At 72.0% G+C, this 16,568-nt stretch carries 17 protein-coding genes; 14 read left to right on the top strand and 3 right to left on the bottom strand.

Annotation, left to right across the window (positions count from 1 at the left end; all coding sequences use genetic code 11):
• The first annotated feature begins 126 nt into the window (after positions 1-126).
• The gene (gene htpX, locus AB0P06_RS07890) at positions 127-990 is read left to right on the top strand and encodes a zinc metalloprotease HtpX (protein WP_363605918.1); all 864 of its coding nucleotides are present in this window, start codon (positions 127-129) and stop codon (positions 988-990) included.
• A 146-nt stretch (positions 991-1,136) separates the two neighbouring features.
• On the opposite strand, the gene AB0P06_RS07885 is transcribed toward htpX, so the two are convergent.
• Positions 1,137-1,607, bottom strand: a complete 471-nt coding sequence (locus AB0P06_RS07885; protein WP_363605916.1) for a hypothetical protein — start codon at positions 1,605-1,607, stop codon at positions 1,137-1,139.
• A gap of 275 nt (positions 1,608-1,882) precedes the next feature.
• Here AB0P06_RS07885 and ctaD point away from each other — a divergent pair, with 275 nt between their 5' ends.
• The 12 genes from ctaD (at position 1,883) to AB0P06_RS07825 (ending at position 13,649) form a co-directional block, all read left to right on the top strand.
• Positions 1,883-3,541 carry a cytochrome c oxidase subunit I gene (ctaD, locus tag AB0P06_RS07880; RefSeq protein WP_363606052.1) on the top strand — a complete coding sequence of 553 codons (1,659 nt, stop codon included), beginning with the start codon at positions 1,883-1,885 and terminating at the stop codon, positions 3,539-3,541.
• 109 nt (positions 3,542-3,650) lie between these two features.
• Positions 3,651-4,076 (top strand): BlaI/MecI/CopY family transcriptional regulator, encoded by a 426-nt coding sequence (locus tag AB0P06_RS07875; RefSeq protein WP_363605914.1) that lies wholly within the window; start codon positions 3,651-3,653, stop codon positions 4,074-4,076.
• Between the two features lie 3 nt (positions 4,077-4,079).
• Entirely contained in the window at positions 4,080-5,030 is a 951-nt protein-coding gene (locus AB0P06_RS07870; RefSeq protein WP_363605913.1) for a M56 family metallopeptidase, read from the top strand.
• A 435-nt stretch (positions 5,031-5,465) separates the two neighbouring features.
• Complete coding sequence (locus AB0P06_RS07865) at positions 5,466-7,049, top strand: pyridoxal-dependent decarboxylase (RefSeq protein ID WP_363605912.1); 1,584 nt, start codon at positions 5,466-5,468, stop codon at positions 7,047-7,049.
• A 10-nt stretch (positions 7,050-7,059) separates the two neighbouring features.
• Positions 7,060-8,616 (top strand): hypothetical protein, encoded by a 1,557-nt coding sequence (locus AB0P06_RS07860; RefSeq protein ID WP_363605911.1) that lies wholly within the window; start codon positions 7,060-7,062, stop codon positions 8,614-8,616.
• 41 nt (positions 8,617-8,657) lie between these two features.
• Positions 8,658-9,083 carry a hypothetical protein gene (locus tag AB0P06_RS07855; RefSeq protein WP_363605909.1) on the top strand — a complete coding sequence of 142 codons (426 nt, stop codon included), beginning with the start codon at positions 8,658-8,660 and terminating at the stop codon, positions 9,081-9,083.
• Between the two features lie 69 nt (positions 9,084-9,152).
• Positions 9,153-9,941 (top strand): hypothetical protein, encoded by a 789-nt coding sequence (locus AB0P06_RS07850; RefSeq protein WP_363605908.1) that lies wholly within the window; start codon positions 9,153-9,155, stop codon positions 9,939-9,941.
• Between the two features lie 33 nt (positions 9,942-9,974).
• Positions 9,975-10,448: a hypothetical protein gene (locus AB0P06_RS07845; RefSeq protein ID WP_363605907.1), complete on the top strand. Its 474-nt coding sequence runs from the start codon at positions 9,975-9,977 to the stop codon at positions 10,446-10,448.
• A 38-nt stretch (positions 10,449-10,486) separates the two neighbouring features.
• Positions 10,487-11,041, top strand: coding sequence for a hypothetical protein (locus AB0P06_RS07840; protein ID WP_363605905.1), 555 nt, complete (start codon positions 10,487-10,489; stop codon positions 11,039-11,041).
• Positions 11,042-11,175: 134 nt separating this feature from the next.
• On the top strand, positions 11,176-11,577 hold the full coding sequence (locus AB0P06_RS07835; protein ID WP_363605904.1) for a YccF domain-containing protein: 402 nt from the start codon (positions 11,176-11,178) through the stop codon (positions 11,575-11,577).
• A gap of 108 nt (positions 11,578-11,685) precedes the next feature.
• Positions 11,686-11,895: a hypothetical protein gene (locus tag AB0P06_RS07830; RefSeq protein WP_363605902.1), complete on the top strand. Its 210-nt coding sequence runs from the start codon at positions 11,686-11,688 to the stop codon at positions 11,893-11,895.
• A gap of 20 nt (positions 11,896-11,915) precedes the next feature.
• Complete coding sequence (locus AB0P06_RS07825; protein WP_363605901.1) at positions 11,916-13,649, top strand: SpoIIE family protein phosphatase; 1,734 nt, start codon at positions 11,916-11,918, stop codon at positions 13,647-13,649.
• 61 nt (positions 13,650-13,710) lie between these two features.
• Here the strand turns inward: AB0P06_RS07825 and AB0P06_RS07820 are convergent, their stop codons facing one another.
• A complete protein-coding gene (locus tag AB0P06_RS07820) occupies positions 13,711-14,409 on the bottom strand; it encodes an NAD(P)H-dependent oxidoreductase (protein WP_363605899.1) in 699 nt (232 codons plus the stop codon).
• Positions 14,410-14,485: 76 nt separating this feature from the next.
• Between AB0P06_RS07820 and AB0P06_RS07815 the strand changes: the two genes are divergently transcribed.
• Entirely contained in the window at positions 14,486-15,385 is a 900-nt protein-coding gene (locus AB0P06_RS07815) for a sigma-70 family RNA polymerase sigma factor (protein ID WP_363605897.1), read from the top strand.
• Between the two features lie 49 nt (positions 15,386-15,434).
• On the opposite strand, the gene AB0P06_RS07810 is transcribed toward AB0P06_RS07815, so the two are convergent.
• Complete coding sequence (locus AB0P06_RS07810) at positions 15,435-16,445, bottom strand: NADP-dependent oxidoreductase (RefSeq protein ID WP_363605896.1); 1,011 nt, start codon at positions 16,443-16,445, stop codon at positions 15,435-15,437.
• Between the last annotated feature and the right edge of the window lie 123 nt (positions 16,446-16,568).

Below are 16,568 nucleotides of genomic sequence, written 5' to 3'. Positions count from 1 at the left end.
CGGGGGATCCGGCGACCGGGTGTCGCGGTGGTCACAAGGGAACAAGGCCGACGGCCCCACCCGTTGAGCGGGCAGAGGGACGAGGCAGAAAGGGCTTCCCCACCGCGCACCATTGGAGGGCCTGCCGTGCACCGCCGGCACAACGGACTGAGGACCGCCGCACTGCTCGGTGGCCTCTCGGCGCTGATCCTGGTGATCGGCAGCTTCTTCGGCCGTACGGGTCTGGTGATCGCCCTGCTGGTCGCCCTCGGGACCAACGCCTACGCCTACTGGAACAGCGACAAGCTCGCCCTGCGCGCGATGCGGGCCCGCCCGGTGAGCGAGATCGAGGCGCCGCAGCTGTACCGGATCGTCCGCGAGCTCTCCACCTCGGCCCGCCAGCCGATGCCCCGGCTCTACATCTCGCCGACCCCGGCCCCGAACGCCTTCGCCACCGGCCGCAACCCGCGCAACGCCGCCGTCTGCTGCACCGACGGCATCCTGCAGCTGCTGGACGAACGCGAGCTGCGGGGCGTGCTGGGGCACGAGCTGAGCCACGTCTACAACCGGGACATCCTGATCTCCTCGGTCGCCGGGGCGCTCGCCTCGGTGGTGATGTTCCTGGTGAACTTCGCCTGGCTGATCCCCTTCGGCCGCAGCGAGGACGACGACGGCCCGGGGCTGTTCGGGATGCTCGCGATCATGATCCTCGGCCCGCTCGCGGCCTCGCTGATCCAGCTGGCCGTCAGCCGCTCCCGCGAGTACCAGGCCGACGCCGACGGCGCCCGGATCACCGGTGACCCGCTCGCCCTGGCGAGCGCCTTGCGCAAGCTGGAGATCGGGACCAGGCAGCTGCCGCTGCCGCCGGAGCCCCAGCTCCAGACCGCCAGCCACATGATGATCGCCAGCCCGTTCCGGCCCGGCGAGGCCGGCGCCAAGCTGTTCTCCACCCATCCCCCGATGGCCGAGCGCATCGCCCGGCTGGAGCGGATGGCGGGCCACCGCGGCTGAGCCGCCGGCTCGCGGCCCGGGTGGCCCTGGCGGCCCTGTGTCGGCCCTGGCGCGGCCCGGGCCAGCCGGTCACGCAGCGCGCCCGTACCTGAGCGGGGGTACGGGCGCGTGGACGGGCCTGTGGTGCCGGGTGGCGCGGAGCGCGGTCAGTGCGCGGCCTGCTCCGGGCGGTAGACGCAGAGCGCCCAGATGATGAAGACGTCGAGCGCGATCACGACGAGCGACCAGAGCGGGTAGTACGGCATGGACAGAAAGCTCTCGGCGGCGCTCAGCACGGTGAGGACGATACCGGCGTACCGGGCCCAGGCGGCTCCCCGGAGGACGAAGAGACCGACCACCGCGACCAGCGCGCCGACGACGATCTCGATCCAGCCCCATCCGGTGAGATCGAACCGGAACACGTACCGCGGGGTGGCGATGAACAGCTCGTCGTTCGAGACCGCCATGATGCCCCGCAGCACCTCCATGAAGCCGTTCAGCAGCATCAGGACACCCGCGAACATCACCAGGCCGGGGGCCCAGTCGCTGAACCGCTGCCCGGGCGGGGCGCCGGACCCGGCGCGCCAGGGCTGTGGCTGCTCGGGGCCGGCCGGCGGGGTGCCCGAAGCGCTGTTCATCTGCTCCTCCAGGGCCGAACGGACATGTGCTCCTCCAAAAGCCGAACGGACATTCGGACTTCGACCGTCTGCCGGGCCCGGGCGGCCGGCAACCGGGCCGCGCCTGTTCGGGTGACGCGTCGTGCGTGCCCCGGACGCCCACCGGCGGCGACTGGTAGTGGTTGTCCGACCACTGTCCGGGCCCGGTCCGGCCCCGAGCACGGAAGGCGCGGTGCGTGACTCTTCTGCCGCAGGACGTCGTGGAGCAGGCCCCGCACCCGTCGCACGCTCCCCGGCTGGACCGCTGGCTCTCCGTCCGGCGGCGCCGCCGCGGCCAGGCCCTGGTGGGCTGGCTGACCACCACCGACCACAAGCGCATCGGCACCCTCTACATCACCACCGCGTTCCTGTTCTTCCTGGCCGGCGGGGTGATGGCGATGCTGATGCGGATCGAGCTGGCCCGGCCGGGGCTCCAGCTGCTCTCCAACGAGCAGTTCAACCAGCTGTTCACCATGCACGGCACGATCATGCTGCTGATGTTCGCGACGCCGCTGTTCGCCGGCTTCGCCAACTGGATCATGCCGCTTCAGATCGGCGCGCCCGACGTGGCCTTCCCCCGGCTGAACGCGCTCGCCTACTGGCTCTACCTGTTCGGCTCGCTGATCGTCATGGCGGGCTTCCTGACCCCCGACGGCGCGGCCGACTTCGGCTGGTTCGCCTACGCGCCGCTGAACGGAGCCGAGCACAGCCCCGGTATCGGCGCGGACCTGTGGATCATGGGGCTGGCGTTCTCCGGCTTCGGCACCATCCTGGGCTCGGTCAACTTCATCACCACCGTCGTCTGCTTCCGGGCCCCCGGGATGACGCTGTTCCGGATGCCGATCTTCGTCTGGAACATCCTGCTGACGGCGGTGCTGGTGCTGTTCGCCTTCCCGGTGCTGGCGGCGGCGCTGCTCTGCCTGGAGGCGGACCGCAAGTTCGGGGCGCACGTGTTCGACGCGGCCAACGGCGGGGCGCTGCTCTGGCAGCACCTGTTCTGGTTCTTCGGCCACCCGGAGGTGTACATCATCGCGCTGCCGTTCTTCGGCATCGTGACCGAGGTGATCCCGGTCTTCAGCCGCAAACCCGTCTTCGGCTACCCCGGCCTGATCGGGGCGACCATCACCATCACCGGGCTGTCGGTCACGGTCTGGGCGCACCACATGTTCGTCACCGGGCAGGTGCTGCTGCCGTTCTTCTCGATCATGACGATGCTGATCGCGGTGCCGACCGGGGTGAAGTTCTTCAACTGGATCGGCACCATGTGGCGGGGCTCGCTGAGCTTCGAGACGCCGATGCTCTGGACGGTCGGCTTCCTGGTCACCTTCCTCTTCGGCGGTCTGACGGGCGTTCTGCTGGCGGCCCCGCCGATCGACTTCCACGTCTCGGACTCGTACTTCGTCGTCGCCCACTTCCACTACGTGGTCTTCGGCACCGTCGTCTTCGCGATGTTCGCCGGCTTCCACTTCTGGTGGCCCAAGTTCACCGGCAGGATGCTGGACGAACGGCTCGGGCGGATCCACTTCTGGACGCTCTTCGTCGGCTTCCACACCACCTTCCTGGTGCAGCACTGGCTCGGCGCCGAGGGCATGCCCCGCCGCTACGCCGACTACCTCGCCACGGACGGCTTCACCACCCTGAACACCGTCTCCAGCATCGGATCCTTCCTGCTGGGGATCTCCACGCTGCCGTTCCTCTACAACGTCTGGCACACCGCGCGGTACGGCGAGAAGGTCACCGTGGACGACCCGTGGGGTTACGGCCGCTCGCTGGAGTGGGCCACCTCCTGCCCGCCGCCGCGGCACAACTTCGTCACCCTGCCGCGGATCCGCTCCGAGTCCCCGGCCTTCGACCTGCACCACCCCGGGATCGCCGCGCTCGACCGGCGGGAGAACGCGCGCGAACCGCTGCGCTGACCGGCCGGGCCGCCGCGCTGCCGGGCCGCGCTGCCGCCCCGGGCCGCTCGTTAGGATGACAGCGTGTCCCGCCGGCCGCGGGGCGCACCATCCGGAGGGAGTGGCCGTCATGGCAGAGGAGAGACACGGCCAGGCGGCCGGGGATCCGCGTGCCCGGCGGCGCGGCCAGGGCGAGCTGGAGGCCCAGGTCCTGGCGGTGCTCCAGCGGGCGCCGGGACCGGCCACGGCGGGGTGGGTGCAGGAGCGGCTGGACGGCGACCTGGCGTACACCACCGTGATGACCATTCTGTCCCGGCTGCACGCCAAGAAGGCCGTCTCCCGGACGCGTTCGGGCCGTTCGTACCTGTGGCAGGCGTCCTCCGACGCGGCGGGTCTGGCCGCGCTGCGGATGCGCCGGATGCTCGACGGCGAGGCCGACCGGGACGCCGTGCTGGCCAGCTTCGTCAGTGCTCTGCTGCCGCACGACGAGGAGTTGCTGCGGGCGCTGCTCGACACCGCGTCCGCCGATCCGGCAGTGGCCGACCGTGAGAGCTGACCCGTGGGCTTCTTCGTCTTCCTCCCGCTCATCCTGCCGCTGACGGCGGTGCCGATCGCCCGTCTCACCGAGCAGCATCTGCATCCGCGGGCCGCGACCCGCCTGCTGACCGTGATCAGCGCGGTGATGGCGGTGTGCAGTGCGCTCTGCCTCGGCCTGATCGGCGTGGTGGGCACGGCGCAGATCCCGGGCAACCCGCTGCCGGACAGCTGGTCCGACCCGGAGGTGCGGGCGGCGCTGCCGTACCACGAGACGGTCGGCACGGCGGCGATCTGCCTGCTGGTCGTGGTGACCGGGGCCTGCCTGCGGACGGTCGTGCGGCATCTGCGGGTGCGGGCCCGGGCGCGGCGGGCGCTGGACGGGCTGCCGGCCGGGCCGGCCGACGATCTCGCGGTGCTGCCGGACGAGAGCCCGTACGCGTACGCGCTGCCCGGGTCGCCCGGGCGGGTGGTGGTGTCGACGGGCATGCTGGCCGGGCTGGCCGAGGACGAGCGGGAGGCGCTGCTCGCGCACGAGCGGGCGCACCTCGTCCACCGGCACCACCGCTATCTGCTGACCACTCAGCTGGCGGGCAGCGTCAACCCGTTCCTGCGGCCGTTGCGGCAGGCGGTGGCGTTCAGTGCGGAGCGCTGGGCGGACGAGGAGTCGGCCCAGGCGGTGGGGGACCGGCGGATCACGGCGCGCGCGGTGGCGCGGGCGGCGCTGGTCTCGCGCCAGGCGCCGACCCCCGGGTTCGCGGCCTTCGCCGCCCCGGCGCCCGTTCCCGGCCCGGTGCCGCGCCGGGTGGCCGCGCTGCTCGGCCCGGTGCCGTCCACGCGGAACTGGCCGCCGGCGCACACCCGGGCGGGGCTGGCCGCGATGGTCGCCGCGGTGGGTACCGCGGCGTCGGCGCTCTGCGCGCTCAACGCGGCGGTCGCGCTGCTGCTGGTGCTGAAGGCCGTTACGCCGCTGTAGGCCCGCCGTGCCCTCGGGGCCGGCCCTGGCCTGGTCGGCGGCCGTAGATCGAACGTTTGTTCCTTCCTGTTCTATTGAGGCAGGGGTTCGTATGCATGGCGCCCAAGGGGGCGCCCGGCTGCATATGAGGGCGTGCGCGGCGTTTTGCACGCCGGTGCCGGGCTGTGCGGAATCGATTCCTCCCTTGGTGAGGGCGTGCCTTCCGTGGAGAAACCGCCGTTCCGGGCCGGTCTGCGGGTCCGAAAAAACCGGCCGACCGGCCGATCGATAGTCATATTTTCTTAACTATCGATTTGTGATCTGAACTTATCACTCCTAGGGGTGACGGGGCTGGACAGGCCGCCGGGGTGTCGACAATCTTGACGCGAAGTAAGGACCAATCACGTATGCCGAGTTGACCGCAGGCCGGTCAGCGGAATTCTTGGGAGACATCCCGTGGCGGAAGCCCGAGCAGAGTCGGCCCCCGTTATCCAGCAACGTGACACCAGGCGTCAGTTACGCACCGCCCCGATCGCGGCCACCACCCTGTGGGCCGGCACCCTGGCCGAGGTGTTCGATGCCCGGCTGTTCCGGGCCAGTACCGAATCGGTGGCCAGCCGGCTGGAAAAGCACCTGGCCGACGTGGCGATCCGAGGGCTCGAACTCACCGATCCCGAAATCCTGACCAAGACGGCCCGCGGGCTGATGACCCCGGAACGGGACCGGATCGCCGCCTTCGACGAGGAGCGGTTGTCGGCAATCGTCGACCTCTATGTCCGGACCGGAATCCAGGTCCATTCTCCCGGGGCCATGGGGCGGCAGTTCTCGGGGGTGATCCCGCTCGCCGGGGTCGTCGATTTCGTGAGTTCGGTGGTCAATCAGCCGTCCTCGTTCTACGAGGCGGGCCAGCTGCCCAATGTGGCGGAACGCATCATGGCGGAGGAGCTCAACCGGTTCATCGGGTGGGAACCGGACAGCTTCGCCATGGTGACGACCTCCGGGGGCTCCCTGGCCAATCTCACCGCGCTGCTGGCGGCGCGGAACAAGCACTTCCCGGACTACTGGTCACAGGGCGGCGGCGCGCTCGCCGGGCGGCCCCGGCCCGCCATCGCGGTCGGCGCGGACGTGCACTACAGCGTCTCGCGGGCGGCCGGGGTGATGGGGATCGGCGACGAGCAGCTCGTCCGCCTGCCCCTCGGCGCCGACCAGCGGATCTGCCTGGACCGGGCGCGCGCGGCGCTGGCCGAGGCCGAGCGGCGCGGGCTGGAGGTGTTCTGCCTGGTCGCCTCGGCCGGCACCACCGCGGTGGGCGCCTTCGACCCGATCGACGGGCTCGCCGACCTCGCCCGGGAGAAGGGCATCTGGCTGCACGTGGACGGTGCCCACGGCGCCAGCCTGCTGGTCTCCGACAAACTCCGGGGAAAGCTCGGCGGAATCGAGAAGGCGGATTCGCTGACCTGGGACGCGCACAAGATGATGTTCGTCCCGGCGCCCTGCACCTTGCTGTTCTACCGGGACAAACGGGACAGTCTCGGGGCATTCCGCCAGCAGGCCAGCTACGTTTTCGACGAGCAGCCGGACATCTACACGGCGCTGGACAGCGGGGACAAGAACTTCGAGTGCACCAAGCGCCCGATGATCATGCCGCTGTGGGCGCTCTGGAGCATCCACGGGCGGGCCCTTTTCGCGGAGAAGATCGAATACCTCTGCCAGCTGACCGAGGATATCCACCGCATTCTGGTGGACGAGCCGGACTTCGAACCCGTGCACCGGCCGGAGGCGAACATCCTCTGCTTCCGGCACCTGCCGGACGGCCTCGGCGAGAACGAGGTGCACCGCCTCCAGCTGGATATCCGGAACCGGCTCAAAATCCAGGGCAATTTCTTCATCTCCAAGGTCGACATCGACGGGGTGGCCGCCCTGCGGGTGGTCATGATGAACCACCGGACCACCACCGAGCATTTCCGGATGCTGCTCGGCGAGATCAGGCGGGCCGGATACGACCTGCGCCACCGCGACCACAGCAGCGACAGTGAATAGGAATTCGACGATGAGCCCAGTGAGCGTTCCGCAGACCCGGACGCCGACCGTCGACGCCGCCGAGCTGGCGGTCCGGCTGATCCCCGACTGGGAGCTGAAGCCGGACTCGGTCGACGCGGTCGGCAAGCTCCCCACCTTCCTCAGCCGGATGCGCGAGGCCGAGCGGGCCTGCCACGCCCCGTACAGCGAGCTCCCGCACGAGGTGCAGGACGCGCTGGTGCTGCGCCGGCTGCAGCAGATGGTCAACACCGCGCTGCTCAACCCGCTCTGGCGCGAGCGGCTGGCCGGTGGTGGGATCGCCGGCGCCCCCGCGACGTACGAGGACTGGCAGCGCGTCCCGCTCTCCGACAAGGACGTCCAGCGCGACTTCTTCATGGACGGCCGCCCCGGCATGGTGGTGCCGATCGCGGCGGGCGGCTTCGAGATCGTGGCCAGCGGCGGTACCACCAGCGGCCGCCCGCTGGAGACCGTCTACTCGCTGCGGGAGCTGCGCGACACCTACGAGGTGGCCGGCCACTTCATGGGCACGTACCAGCTCGACGAGTACCTGGGCGGCACCGATCCCAAGTGGCTCTACACCACGCTGGCCGACTACCAGATGTGGAGCAGCGGCACCATGGTCGGCGGGGTGCTGGCCAACGTGCCCGGCATCAACTACATCGGCGCCGGCCCGGTGACCGCCCCGGTCCTGGAGCACATGTTCTCCTACCCCGGCCCCAAGGCGCTGATGGGCATCACCGCGGGCATCGCGATCCTCGGTGAACTCGGCGCCGGGATGAGCCGGGAGGCCAAGGAGAGCTTCCGGGTCGCGCTGTACGGCAGCGGGGTGCTGCCGCAGCGCAAGCGGGCCGAACTGCAGGCGATGTACCCGAACCTGGCGATCCTCAGCTACTTCGCCGCCACCCAGGCCGAGACCATCGGCCTCCAGCTGCGGGAGGAGTCGCCCTTCCTGGCCGCGGTCCCCGGTCTGCACCTGGTGGAGATCGTGGACGAGCACGGCCGCTGGGTCGCCGAGGGCGAGGAGGGCGAGCTGGTCGTCACCCGGCTGCACGCCCACGAGGCGCCGCTGCTGCGGCTCAAGCTCGGCGACCGGATGATCCGCCGGCCGCGGCTGGACGGGCCCGGGCTGAAGGCCGAGCAGTTCGAGTTCGCCGGCCGGACCGGGGACATCCTGCACCTGAACGACAGCCAGTACTCCGCCCGGCGCGCCTACGAGGCCCTCCGGGACGAGCTGCGGCGGGCCGGGACGGTCGACCTGGACGAGGTGGCGCACGAGATCCAGTTCGTGAACCACCGGGAGAGCAGGACCATCACGCTGCTCGCCTCGGTGGACGACGTGCCCGGCCTGACCTACCGGGCGGACACCGGGCTCGGGCCGTACGGGCTGCAGCGCGTCTTCGTCAACGCCCTGCCGCGCGCCCTGTCCCTGTTCAACCAGGGCGAGGCGAACCCGGCGTCGATCGAGAAGACCGGCTACCGGTTCCTGCTCACCTTCGTGCCCCGGTCCTCGACCGAGATCGAGCGGACGAGCGTGGGCAAGGTGCCGCTGGTCCGGGACCGCGGCTAGCGCGGACCCGACACCGAACAACCGTAGAGGACAGGAGTGTTATGAAGCCGCAGGTCAACATCGCCGTGGTGGTGGACGTCATCGGGGCGCTCTCGGCCGGCACGCTGCTCGACGGGAACCTCACCCTGGTGGACGACGGATCGTTCCAGAGCACCGGCCAGGGCACGCCCGAGCTGTGCACCGTCGTCGCCCCCGGCCAGGTGATCCAGTGGTCCGCGCTCGCGGTGGACCTCCAGACGCCGGTCGACATCAGGAGCATCACCTTCCTCGGGGCGGGCCACGGCGCGGAGCCGGACCCGGAGGACTTCACCGAGGAGGGCGAGAAGCTCGACCTCGACGTCTGGACCGGCGTGGTGCCGCCGTACATGACCCCCGGGGTGCTGTACCGGTACCGCCTCGAACTGCAGATGTACGAGGGCCCGCACAGCGTGCTGCACATCGACTCGCCCGCGCTGATGTGCATCTGACGGCACGCGCCGTCCACGGCACGCGGATCTGACGGAACTCCCCCGAACGACAACGAGAAAGGCGGGCTCATGCCCCAACAGCTAGCGGTCATCGTGCTGGTGGACGTCGGCAACGCGCTGGCGGCCCGGACGCTGCGGGACAACACCTACCTGTTCGACAACATGAAGCTGCACGGCTCCGAGGGCGAGGGCACCGGCGACCTGGTGACCATCATCAACGGCTCCTACTGGCAGGACGGCTCGCAGGCGAGCGAGCAGGTGCTCAACTGGCTCCCGTACAGCCTCGGTTCGATCCCGCCGACGGTCCCGCGCGGCTACCACGCCGACCGGGCGCGGCAGGCCGACCAGCAGGCGCTGACGGAACTGGCGGCGCTGGCCGACGGATCGGGCACGGTCAGCGCGGCCGATCTCGGCCGGATCCGGCGCACCGCCGGCAAGCGGGTGCGCACCACGGCCGGCACCCGCGGCCTCTCCGGCCAGAAGATGCTGGACGTGACCGGCCAGCTGGTCGCCGACGGCGGGACGTCCGCGCACAGCTACCCCTCCCCGGTGATCACCGACATCATCGGCGAGGCGGTGGACCAGAAGATCATCTACCCGGCCGAGTACGGCTCGCCGGACCTGGTGACGGACGGCTGGTACTGGTCCGCGACGATCGACACCTCCCGGCCCGGCACCTACCGCTACACGATGAAGATCCAGCTCCACGACCTGGTGCGGAAGGGGGAGGACTGGGTCTGGGAGCCGGTGAACCTCAGCTTCGACTCCCGGCTCAAGATCGTCACCGAGCCGCGGCGCAACGCCTTCACCGGGACGGGCATGGGCTACCTCCCCATCCCGCTCGGCGCCCCCGCCTGATCCGCCACCGTCGACGAACGAGGAGGAGAGCAGATGACCACCCCCGCGAGCAACAGCGGTAGCAGCACCGGCGGCGGCAAGGCCAAGCAGGCCCCGCGCAAGGCCGGTTCGCAGCGGCCGATCTCGATCACCGCCGTCGTGGACTGCGTGGGCGCCCTGGCGTCCCGCAGCACCAGCGGCCATCTCTACCTGTACGACACCAACAAGGCCGGCGGCTCGACCGGGTTCGGCACCGAGGAGCTGCGTACCAAGGTCAAGGCCGGCGACCAGCTGCTCTGGAACGTCCTGGCGCTGGAGTGCGAGGCGTTCGTCGCCATCGACGACATCGTGATCGACCCGGACATCTGCGAGCCGGAGCGCAAGGTGTACCCCGGCACCGACGTCGCCTACTGGACCGCGACGGTGAAGAAGGACGCCGGCGGCGTGGTCCCGTACCGGCTGAAGTTCAAGCTGGGCACCCGGGACGCGCCGATCACCGCCGCGCTGTCGCCGGCCCTGGTCGGCTAGACCACTTTCGCACCCAACTCCACACCGAAGGAGGAACGTTGACGAGCGCGAAGCTCAACAGCGTTGAGGAGAAGCAGAATCCGGGCCAGCTGAACTCGGTCCAGCTCAACGTCGTCACCCTGGTCAACATGGAGCGGGCGGCCGCCGCCGGCTCGCTCGCCGACGCGATGTACATGATGGACAACAGCGTCGGCGGCTCCGGCCAGGGCACGTCGCACCTGGAGACGGTCTGCAAGCAGGGCCAGGTCCTGAACTGGATCATCCGCCCGATCGACATGGAGAAGCGGCTGGACGGCACCTGGCCGCCCATGCCGAAGATCAACAACATCGTCTTCCTGGACACCGAGGCCGGTGACGAGGAGGACGTCGCGGAGCGGAAGATCTTCACCGAGCTGAAGATCTACGGCATGCCCGACCGCATGCGCGACAAGTTCACCCCCGTCTACTACTACTGGGCGGGCACCGTGCTCAGCACCGCCAAGCCGGGCCTCTACCGGTACCGGCTGGTCGTCGAGCTGGAGCAGGAGCACACCAAGGAGAAGCTCTACCTGAACACGGTCGACCACCCCGCCCTGCGGGTCCTCGCGGTCTGACCCCCGCCCACGCCCTCCACGACGGCCCGCCGGTCTGCCCCCGGCGGGCCGTCGCGGCGTTCCGGAGCCGGTGGGGACCCACCGGAACGGGTATAGGCCACCCGGGGGAGACCGTCCGTGGGAGGCTGGGCAGTATGAAGGTGATCGATTTCGTCCTGAACGTGCTCTGGCTGATCTTCTGCGGCATCTGGATGGCCATCGGCTATGTCGTCGCCGGCATCATCTGCTGCGTCCTGATCATCACCATTCCGTTCGGCATCGCGTCGTTCCGCATCGCCGGCTATGTGATCTGGCCGTTCGGCCGCACCACCGTGGAGAAGCCGGGCGCGGGCGCGCCGTCCTGCGTCGGGAACGTCATCTGGCTGGTGTTCGCCGGGTGGTGGCTGGCGATCGGGCACCTGATCACCAGCATCCCGCTGTTCCTGTCGGTCATCGGGATCCCGTTCGGCTGGGCCAACCTGAAGATGATCCCGATCTCGCTGATGCCGCTGGGCCGCGAGGTCGTCGCCACGGACGAGCGGTTCGGCGGGCGCTGAACCCGGCCGGCCGTCCGGCCGGGGGTGCGGGGTGGCGCCGGGGGCCGCAGCATGGAGGGCACGGGGGGTTCGACGTCCGGGCGCCGGGCGGTGGCGTGAGGAGATGCGATGGAGCCGAACGAGCCGCCGGACGCGGAGCGGTCGGCCGAGGCCGAAGCGCGGGTCGAGCTGCTGCGGGCGATCACCGACGAGGTCCACGCGCTGGGCGGGTACCCGGGGCAGCACCATCGTGCCCTGGTCGAGCTGGCGCACGCGTACGCCCTGGTGACCGGCGGCCGGGGAGCGGCCGCCACCTCCAGCCCGGAGCAGCAGCTGTAGCCGGAGCCGGAGGTGGCGTGATGGCGGGCGGTTCCGAGAGGAGTGGCGGCACGCCGGGGGTGGACCCCCGGCTGCTGGGCTCGGTGTTCACCGGGCTCTCGGCCGGCCTGCTCGTGCTGGACCCTGGCGGGCGGATCCTGGCCGCCAACCCGAGGGCCGAGGAGCTGCTGGGCCGCCGGGCGGCGGCGATGGCCGGGGAGGACGCCCACGAGCTGCTGCACCGGGGGCCGGGCGGCACGGAGATCCCGCGCGAGCTGTGCGTCCTGCTGGCGGTCGCCGAGCACGGCCGGCCGGCGTGGGGGGAGAGCGACACCTTTCTGACCGGGGACGGGAAGGTACTGCCGGTGCGGTGGTCGGCGGCGCCGGTGGCCCGGGACGGGCGCGTTCTGGGGCTGGCCGTGCTGTTCGCCGATATCGCCGGAAGCAGCGCGCCGGTCGGGCGGGAGGCGGGCCGGGTGGACCTGCTGGAGGACCTGGCCGAGCGGCTGACCCTGGTCGGCGAGGTCACCGAGGTGCTGTCGGAGACGCTCGACATCGAGGAGGCGCTGGACCGGCTGGGCCCGCTGCTCGTGCCCCAGCTGGCCGACTGGGTGGCCGTCGACCTGCGGACCGCCGAGGGCGACGTCCGCCGGGTCGCCGTGCTGGGACCGAAGGGCCGGGCCACCGCGCTGGAGGCGTGGCGGGGACCGCTCCCCCCGCCCACCTCGGAGTTCCGGTCGGCGCTGGCCCGCGTCCTGCACGGTGCGGAGCCCGTGGTGATCGACGCCCGGGAGATGGCCCGGCTGCCGGACGACCCGCTCGCCGCCGTACAGGCCGGCTTCCTGCGCGCGCTCGGGGCGACCTCGGCGGCCGTCGTCCCGTTGACCAGCGCCCGTGAGATCACCGGCGCGATGACGGCGGTCCGGACCGTTCGCGACCGGCCGTTCACCGCCCGCGAGCTCGCCCTGCTCGCCGACATCGGCCACCGGGCGGGCGTGGCGATCGACAACGCCCGGCTGTTCGGGGAGCAGCGCGACATCGCCACGGCCATGCAGCACCACCTGCTCACCGACCTGCCGCAGGGCCGGGACCTGCGGCTGGCCGCCCGGTACCAGCCCGCTCCGGCGGGGTCGCGGGTCGGCGGCGACTGGTACGACGCCTTCCTGCTGAAGGACGGGACGACCGCGCTGGTGATCGGCGATGTCATCGGCCACGATCTGCAGGCCGCCGCCCGCATGGCGCAGTTGCGGAACATCCTCCGGGCGCTGGCCTGGGACCGGGGCGAGCCGCCCGCCGCCGTGGTCGCGCGGCTCGACGACGCCATGGCCGGTCTCACGGACGTCCCGATGGCCACCATGGTCCTCGCGTATGTCGAGGGCCCGGCGGGCGGGCCCTGGCTGCTGCGCTGGACCAGCGCGGGACATCCGCCGCCGCTGCTGGTAGCGGCGGCCGGCCCGGCCGGTGGCGGGGCGCCCGGTGACGGCGCGCGCTACCTGGAGGCGGGACAGGGCCTGCTCCTCGGGGCGGGAGGTGACTCCGGGCGCCGGGACGGGGTCGAGCGGCTGCCGCCCGGCTCGACGCTGCTGCTCTTCACCGACGGCCTGGTCGAGGTGCCGGGCGCCGATCTCGGGGCCGGTCTGGAACGGCTCCGAGAGCTCGGCGCGGGCCTGGCGGGGCGTCCGCTGGGGAAGTTCTGCGACGGGATCCTCCGGAGCGTGCCGTCCGGCAGCACCGACGACACGGCCCTCCTCGCGCTGCGGCTGCCGTCGGCCTGAGGGTCGGCCCGGGCGCGGCCCGACCGACCGCCACGGCCGGGGCGGTCGGTCAGCGGGCCGGTCAGCCGGTCAGGGAGGCGGCCGCCAGGTCCGCCACGGCGGAGCGGGCGGCGGCCAGGGAGGCGGCGGCGAGCGGCTGGAGGCCGGCCAGGGCGGGGATGTCGTCGGCCCGGGTGAGTTCGGCGTGGACGAAGTGCAGTGCGCTGTCGGGGACGCCGAGATTGGTGAAGTAGGCGCGCAGGTAGGGGGTCTGGAAGTCGAAGGCCTCGCGCGGGGTGCCCGGGCCGTAGCCGCCGCCGCAGGCGGTGACCACCACGACGCGGGTACCGTCCAGGAGGCTCCGGCCGGTGGCGGGATCGGTGTACGCGCCGGGGAAGCTGACCCGGTCGATCCAGGCCTTCAGCGCGGCGGGAACGGTGAAGTTGTACATCGGCACGCCCAGCAGCACGGTGTCCGCTGCCAGCAGTTCGGCGATCAGCGGCTGGGTGAGGGCCCATTCGCGCCGCTCGTCCGGGCCCTCGGCCAGCGCGGACACCTCGGCGGGCGACAGCACGCCGCGGCGCTCGGCCCGGCGGCCGAGGGGGGCGTAGGCGGGGCCCAGGAGGGGCACCTGGTCGGCGGCGAGGTCCCGGTAGCGGTAGCCGGACGCGCCGTGCCGGGCCCGCCAGGCGTGCGCGAAGCGGGCGGTCAGGTCACGGCTGACCGATTCGCCCGGGAGGTCTGCGCTTGAATCCAGGTGCAGCAGGGTGGTGGTGGTCATCGGGGTCTCTCCTCGTCACCTCGGTGGTGGGTGGATCGTCATCTCCGTGACGGGGTGGCCCGAGGAAAGGTGACCGATGGACGGACGCGAGGAACCGGCGGACGGGTGCGAGGAACTGGCGGCGCGGTTCGAGGGCGAGCGCGGCCGGCTGCGGGCCGTCGCGCACCGGATGCTGGGCTCGGCGGCGGAGGCGGAGGACGCCGTGCAGGAGGCCTGGCTGCGGCTCGGCCGGGCGGACGCGGCGGCGGTCGAGAACCTGCCCGGCTGGCTGACCACCGTCGTCTCCCGGATCTGCCTCGACCTGCTGCGGGCACGGGCGGTACGGCGGGAGGAGCCGGCGGGGGAGCGGCTGCCGGACGGGGCCGGCGAGGACGGTGGTCCCGAGGAGGCGGCGCTGCTGGCCGAGGAGGTCGGCCGGGCCCTGCTCGTGGTGCTGGACCGGCTCGGGCCCGCGGAGCGCGTCGCCTTCGTGCTGCACGACGGCTTCGCGGTGCCCTTCGAACAGATCGCGCCCATCGTCGGGCGCACCACGGTGGCCGCCAAGAAGCTCGCCAGCCGGGCCCGGCAGCGGGTGCGGGGCCCGGCCGCGGTGCCGGCGGCGGAACTGGCCGGGCACCGCGAGGTGGTGGAGGCCTTCCTGGCCGCCTCGCGCGGCGGCGACCTCGACGCGCTGCTCGCGGTGCTGGCGCCGGACGTGGTCCGCCGGGCCGATCCGGCCGCGCTGCCCGCCGGGCGGGCGGCGGTGGCGCGTGGCGCCCTGGTCGTCGCGGGGGAGACGCTGGTGTTCGGGCGGCGGGCGCGGTTCGCGGCGCCCGCCCTGGTGAACGGGGACGTGGGGGTGGTGGTCGCGCCGGGCGGGCGGCTACGGCTGGTCCTGCTGGTGACGGTGGAGCGGGGGCGGGTCGCGGCGTACGAGGTGATCGCGGATCCGGAGCGGATCGCCCGGCTGGACCTGGCCCTGCTGCCGGACGGGTGACCGCCGGGGCCGTGTCCTGACCTGACCTGCCCGGCTCGGTCAGGTCAGGTCAGGGCGCCTTGGCGATCTGGACGATCATCTTGCCGGTGTTGGCGCCCCGGAGCATGCCGAGGAAGGCGTCCACCACGTGCTCGAAGCCCCGTACGACGGTCTCGTCCGGCACGACGGCGCCGGAGCGCAGATGCGGGACGAGGAAGTCGTACAGCTCCGGCCTGGCGTCCAGGTGGTTGCGGACCAGGAAGCCCTCCAGCCGCAGGCTCTTGCCGACCACGTCGAAGAGGTTGCGGGGCGCGGCCGGCGGCTGCCGTAGGTGGTTGTACTGGGCGACGGCACCGCACCAGGCGATCCGGCCGTGCTCGCGCAGCGCGGTGATCGCGCCTTCGAGGTGGTCGCCGCCGACGTTGTCCAGGTAGACGTCGAGGCCGTCGGGGGCCGCCTCGCGGAGCCGGTCGGCGATCGGGGCGTCGTGGTAGTCGAACGCGGCGTCGAAGCCGAGGTGTTCGGTGAGGTGCCGGGCCTTGGCGGCGGAGCCGGTGCTGCCGATGATCCGGCCGGCGCCGAGCAGGCGGGCGAGCCGGCCGGCGGCGGTGCCGACGCCGCCGGCGGCCGCCGAGATGAAGATCGTCTCGCCGGGCTGGAGCCGGGCGACCCTGGTCAGGCCGACCCAGGCGGACAGCCCGGTGCCGCCGAGGGCGCCGAGGTGGGCGGTGAGCGGGACGCCCTCGAAGGCGGGCAGCGGGGTGGCCTCGGCCGCGGTGACCACCGAGTGGGTGCGCCAGGCCCTGCGGTGGAACACCAGTTCGCCGACCGGCAGGGCGGGGGTGCGGGACTCGACCACCCGGCCGAGGGTGCGGCCCTCCAGCGGGGCGTTGAGCTCCCAGCCGCCCTCCTCCATCTCCTCGCGCATGTACGGGTCGACGGACTGGTGGATGTTCTCGACGAGCGCCTCGCCCGCGGTGAGCGCGGGGACGGTCTCGTCGAGGAAGGCGAAGTCGTCGGCGGTGGGCGGGCCCGACGGGCGGGCGACCTGGTGGACGACGCGGGCGATGGGGCGGGACATCGGGTGCTCCGGGGGTGGTGGCGGGCGCGGCGGACGTGATCACCGTAGGAAGGCGGCCGGGTCCCGGGCAGGGGCCGGCGTCGATGGAAGGCCGGGTTCCATGAGCAGCATTGATGGATGCCG

It is taken from the genome of Kitasatospora sp. NPDC088351, assembly GCF_040685575.1.
Taxonomy (GTDB): Bacteria; Actinomycetota; Actinomycetes; order Streptomycetales; family Streptomycetaceae; genus Kitasatospora.
The sequence above is the reverse complement of the archived record's forward strand: the minus strand, read 5'-3'. Positions and strand labels throughout refer to the sequence as shown.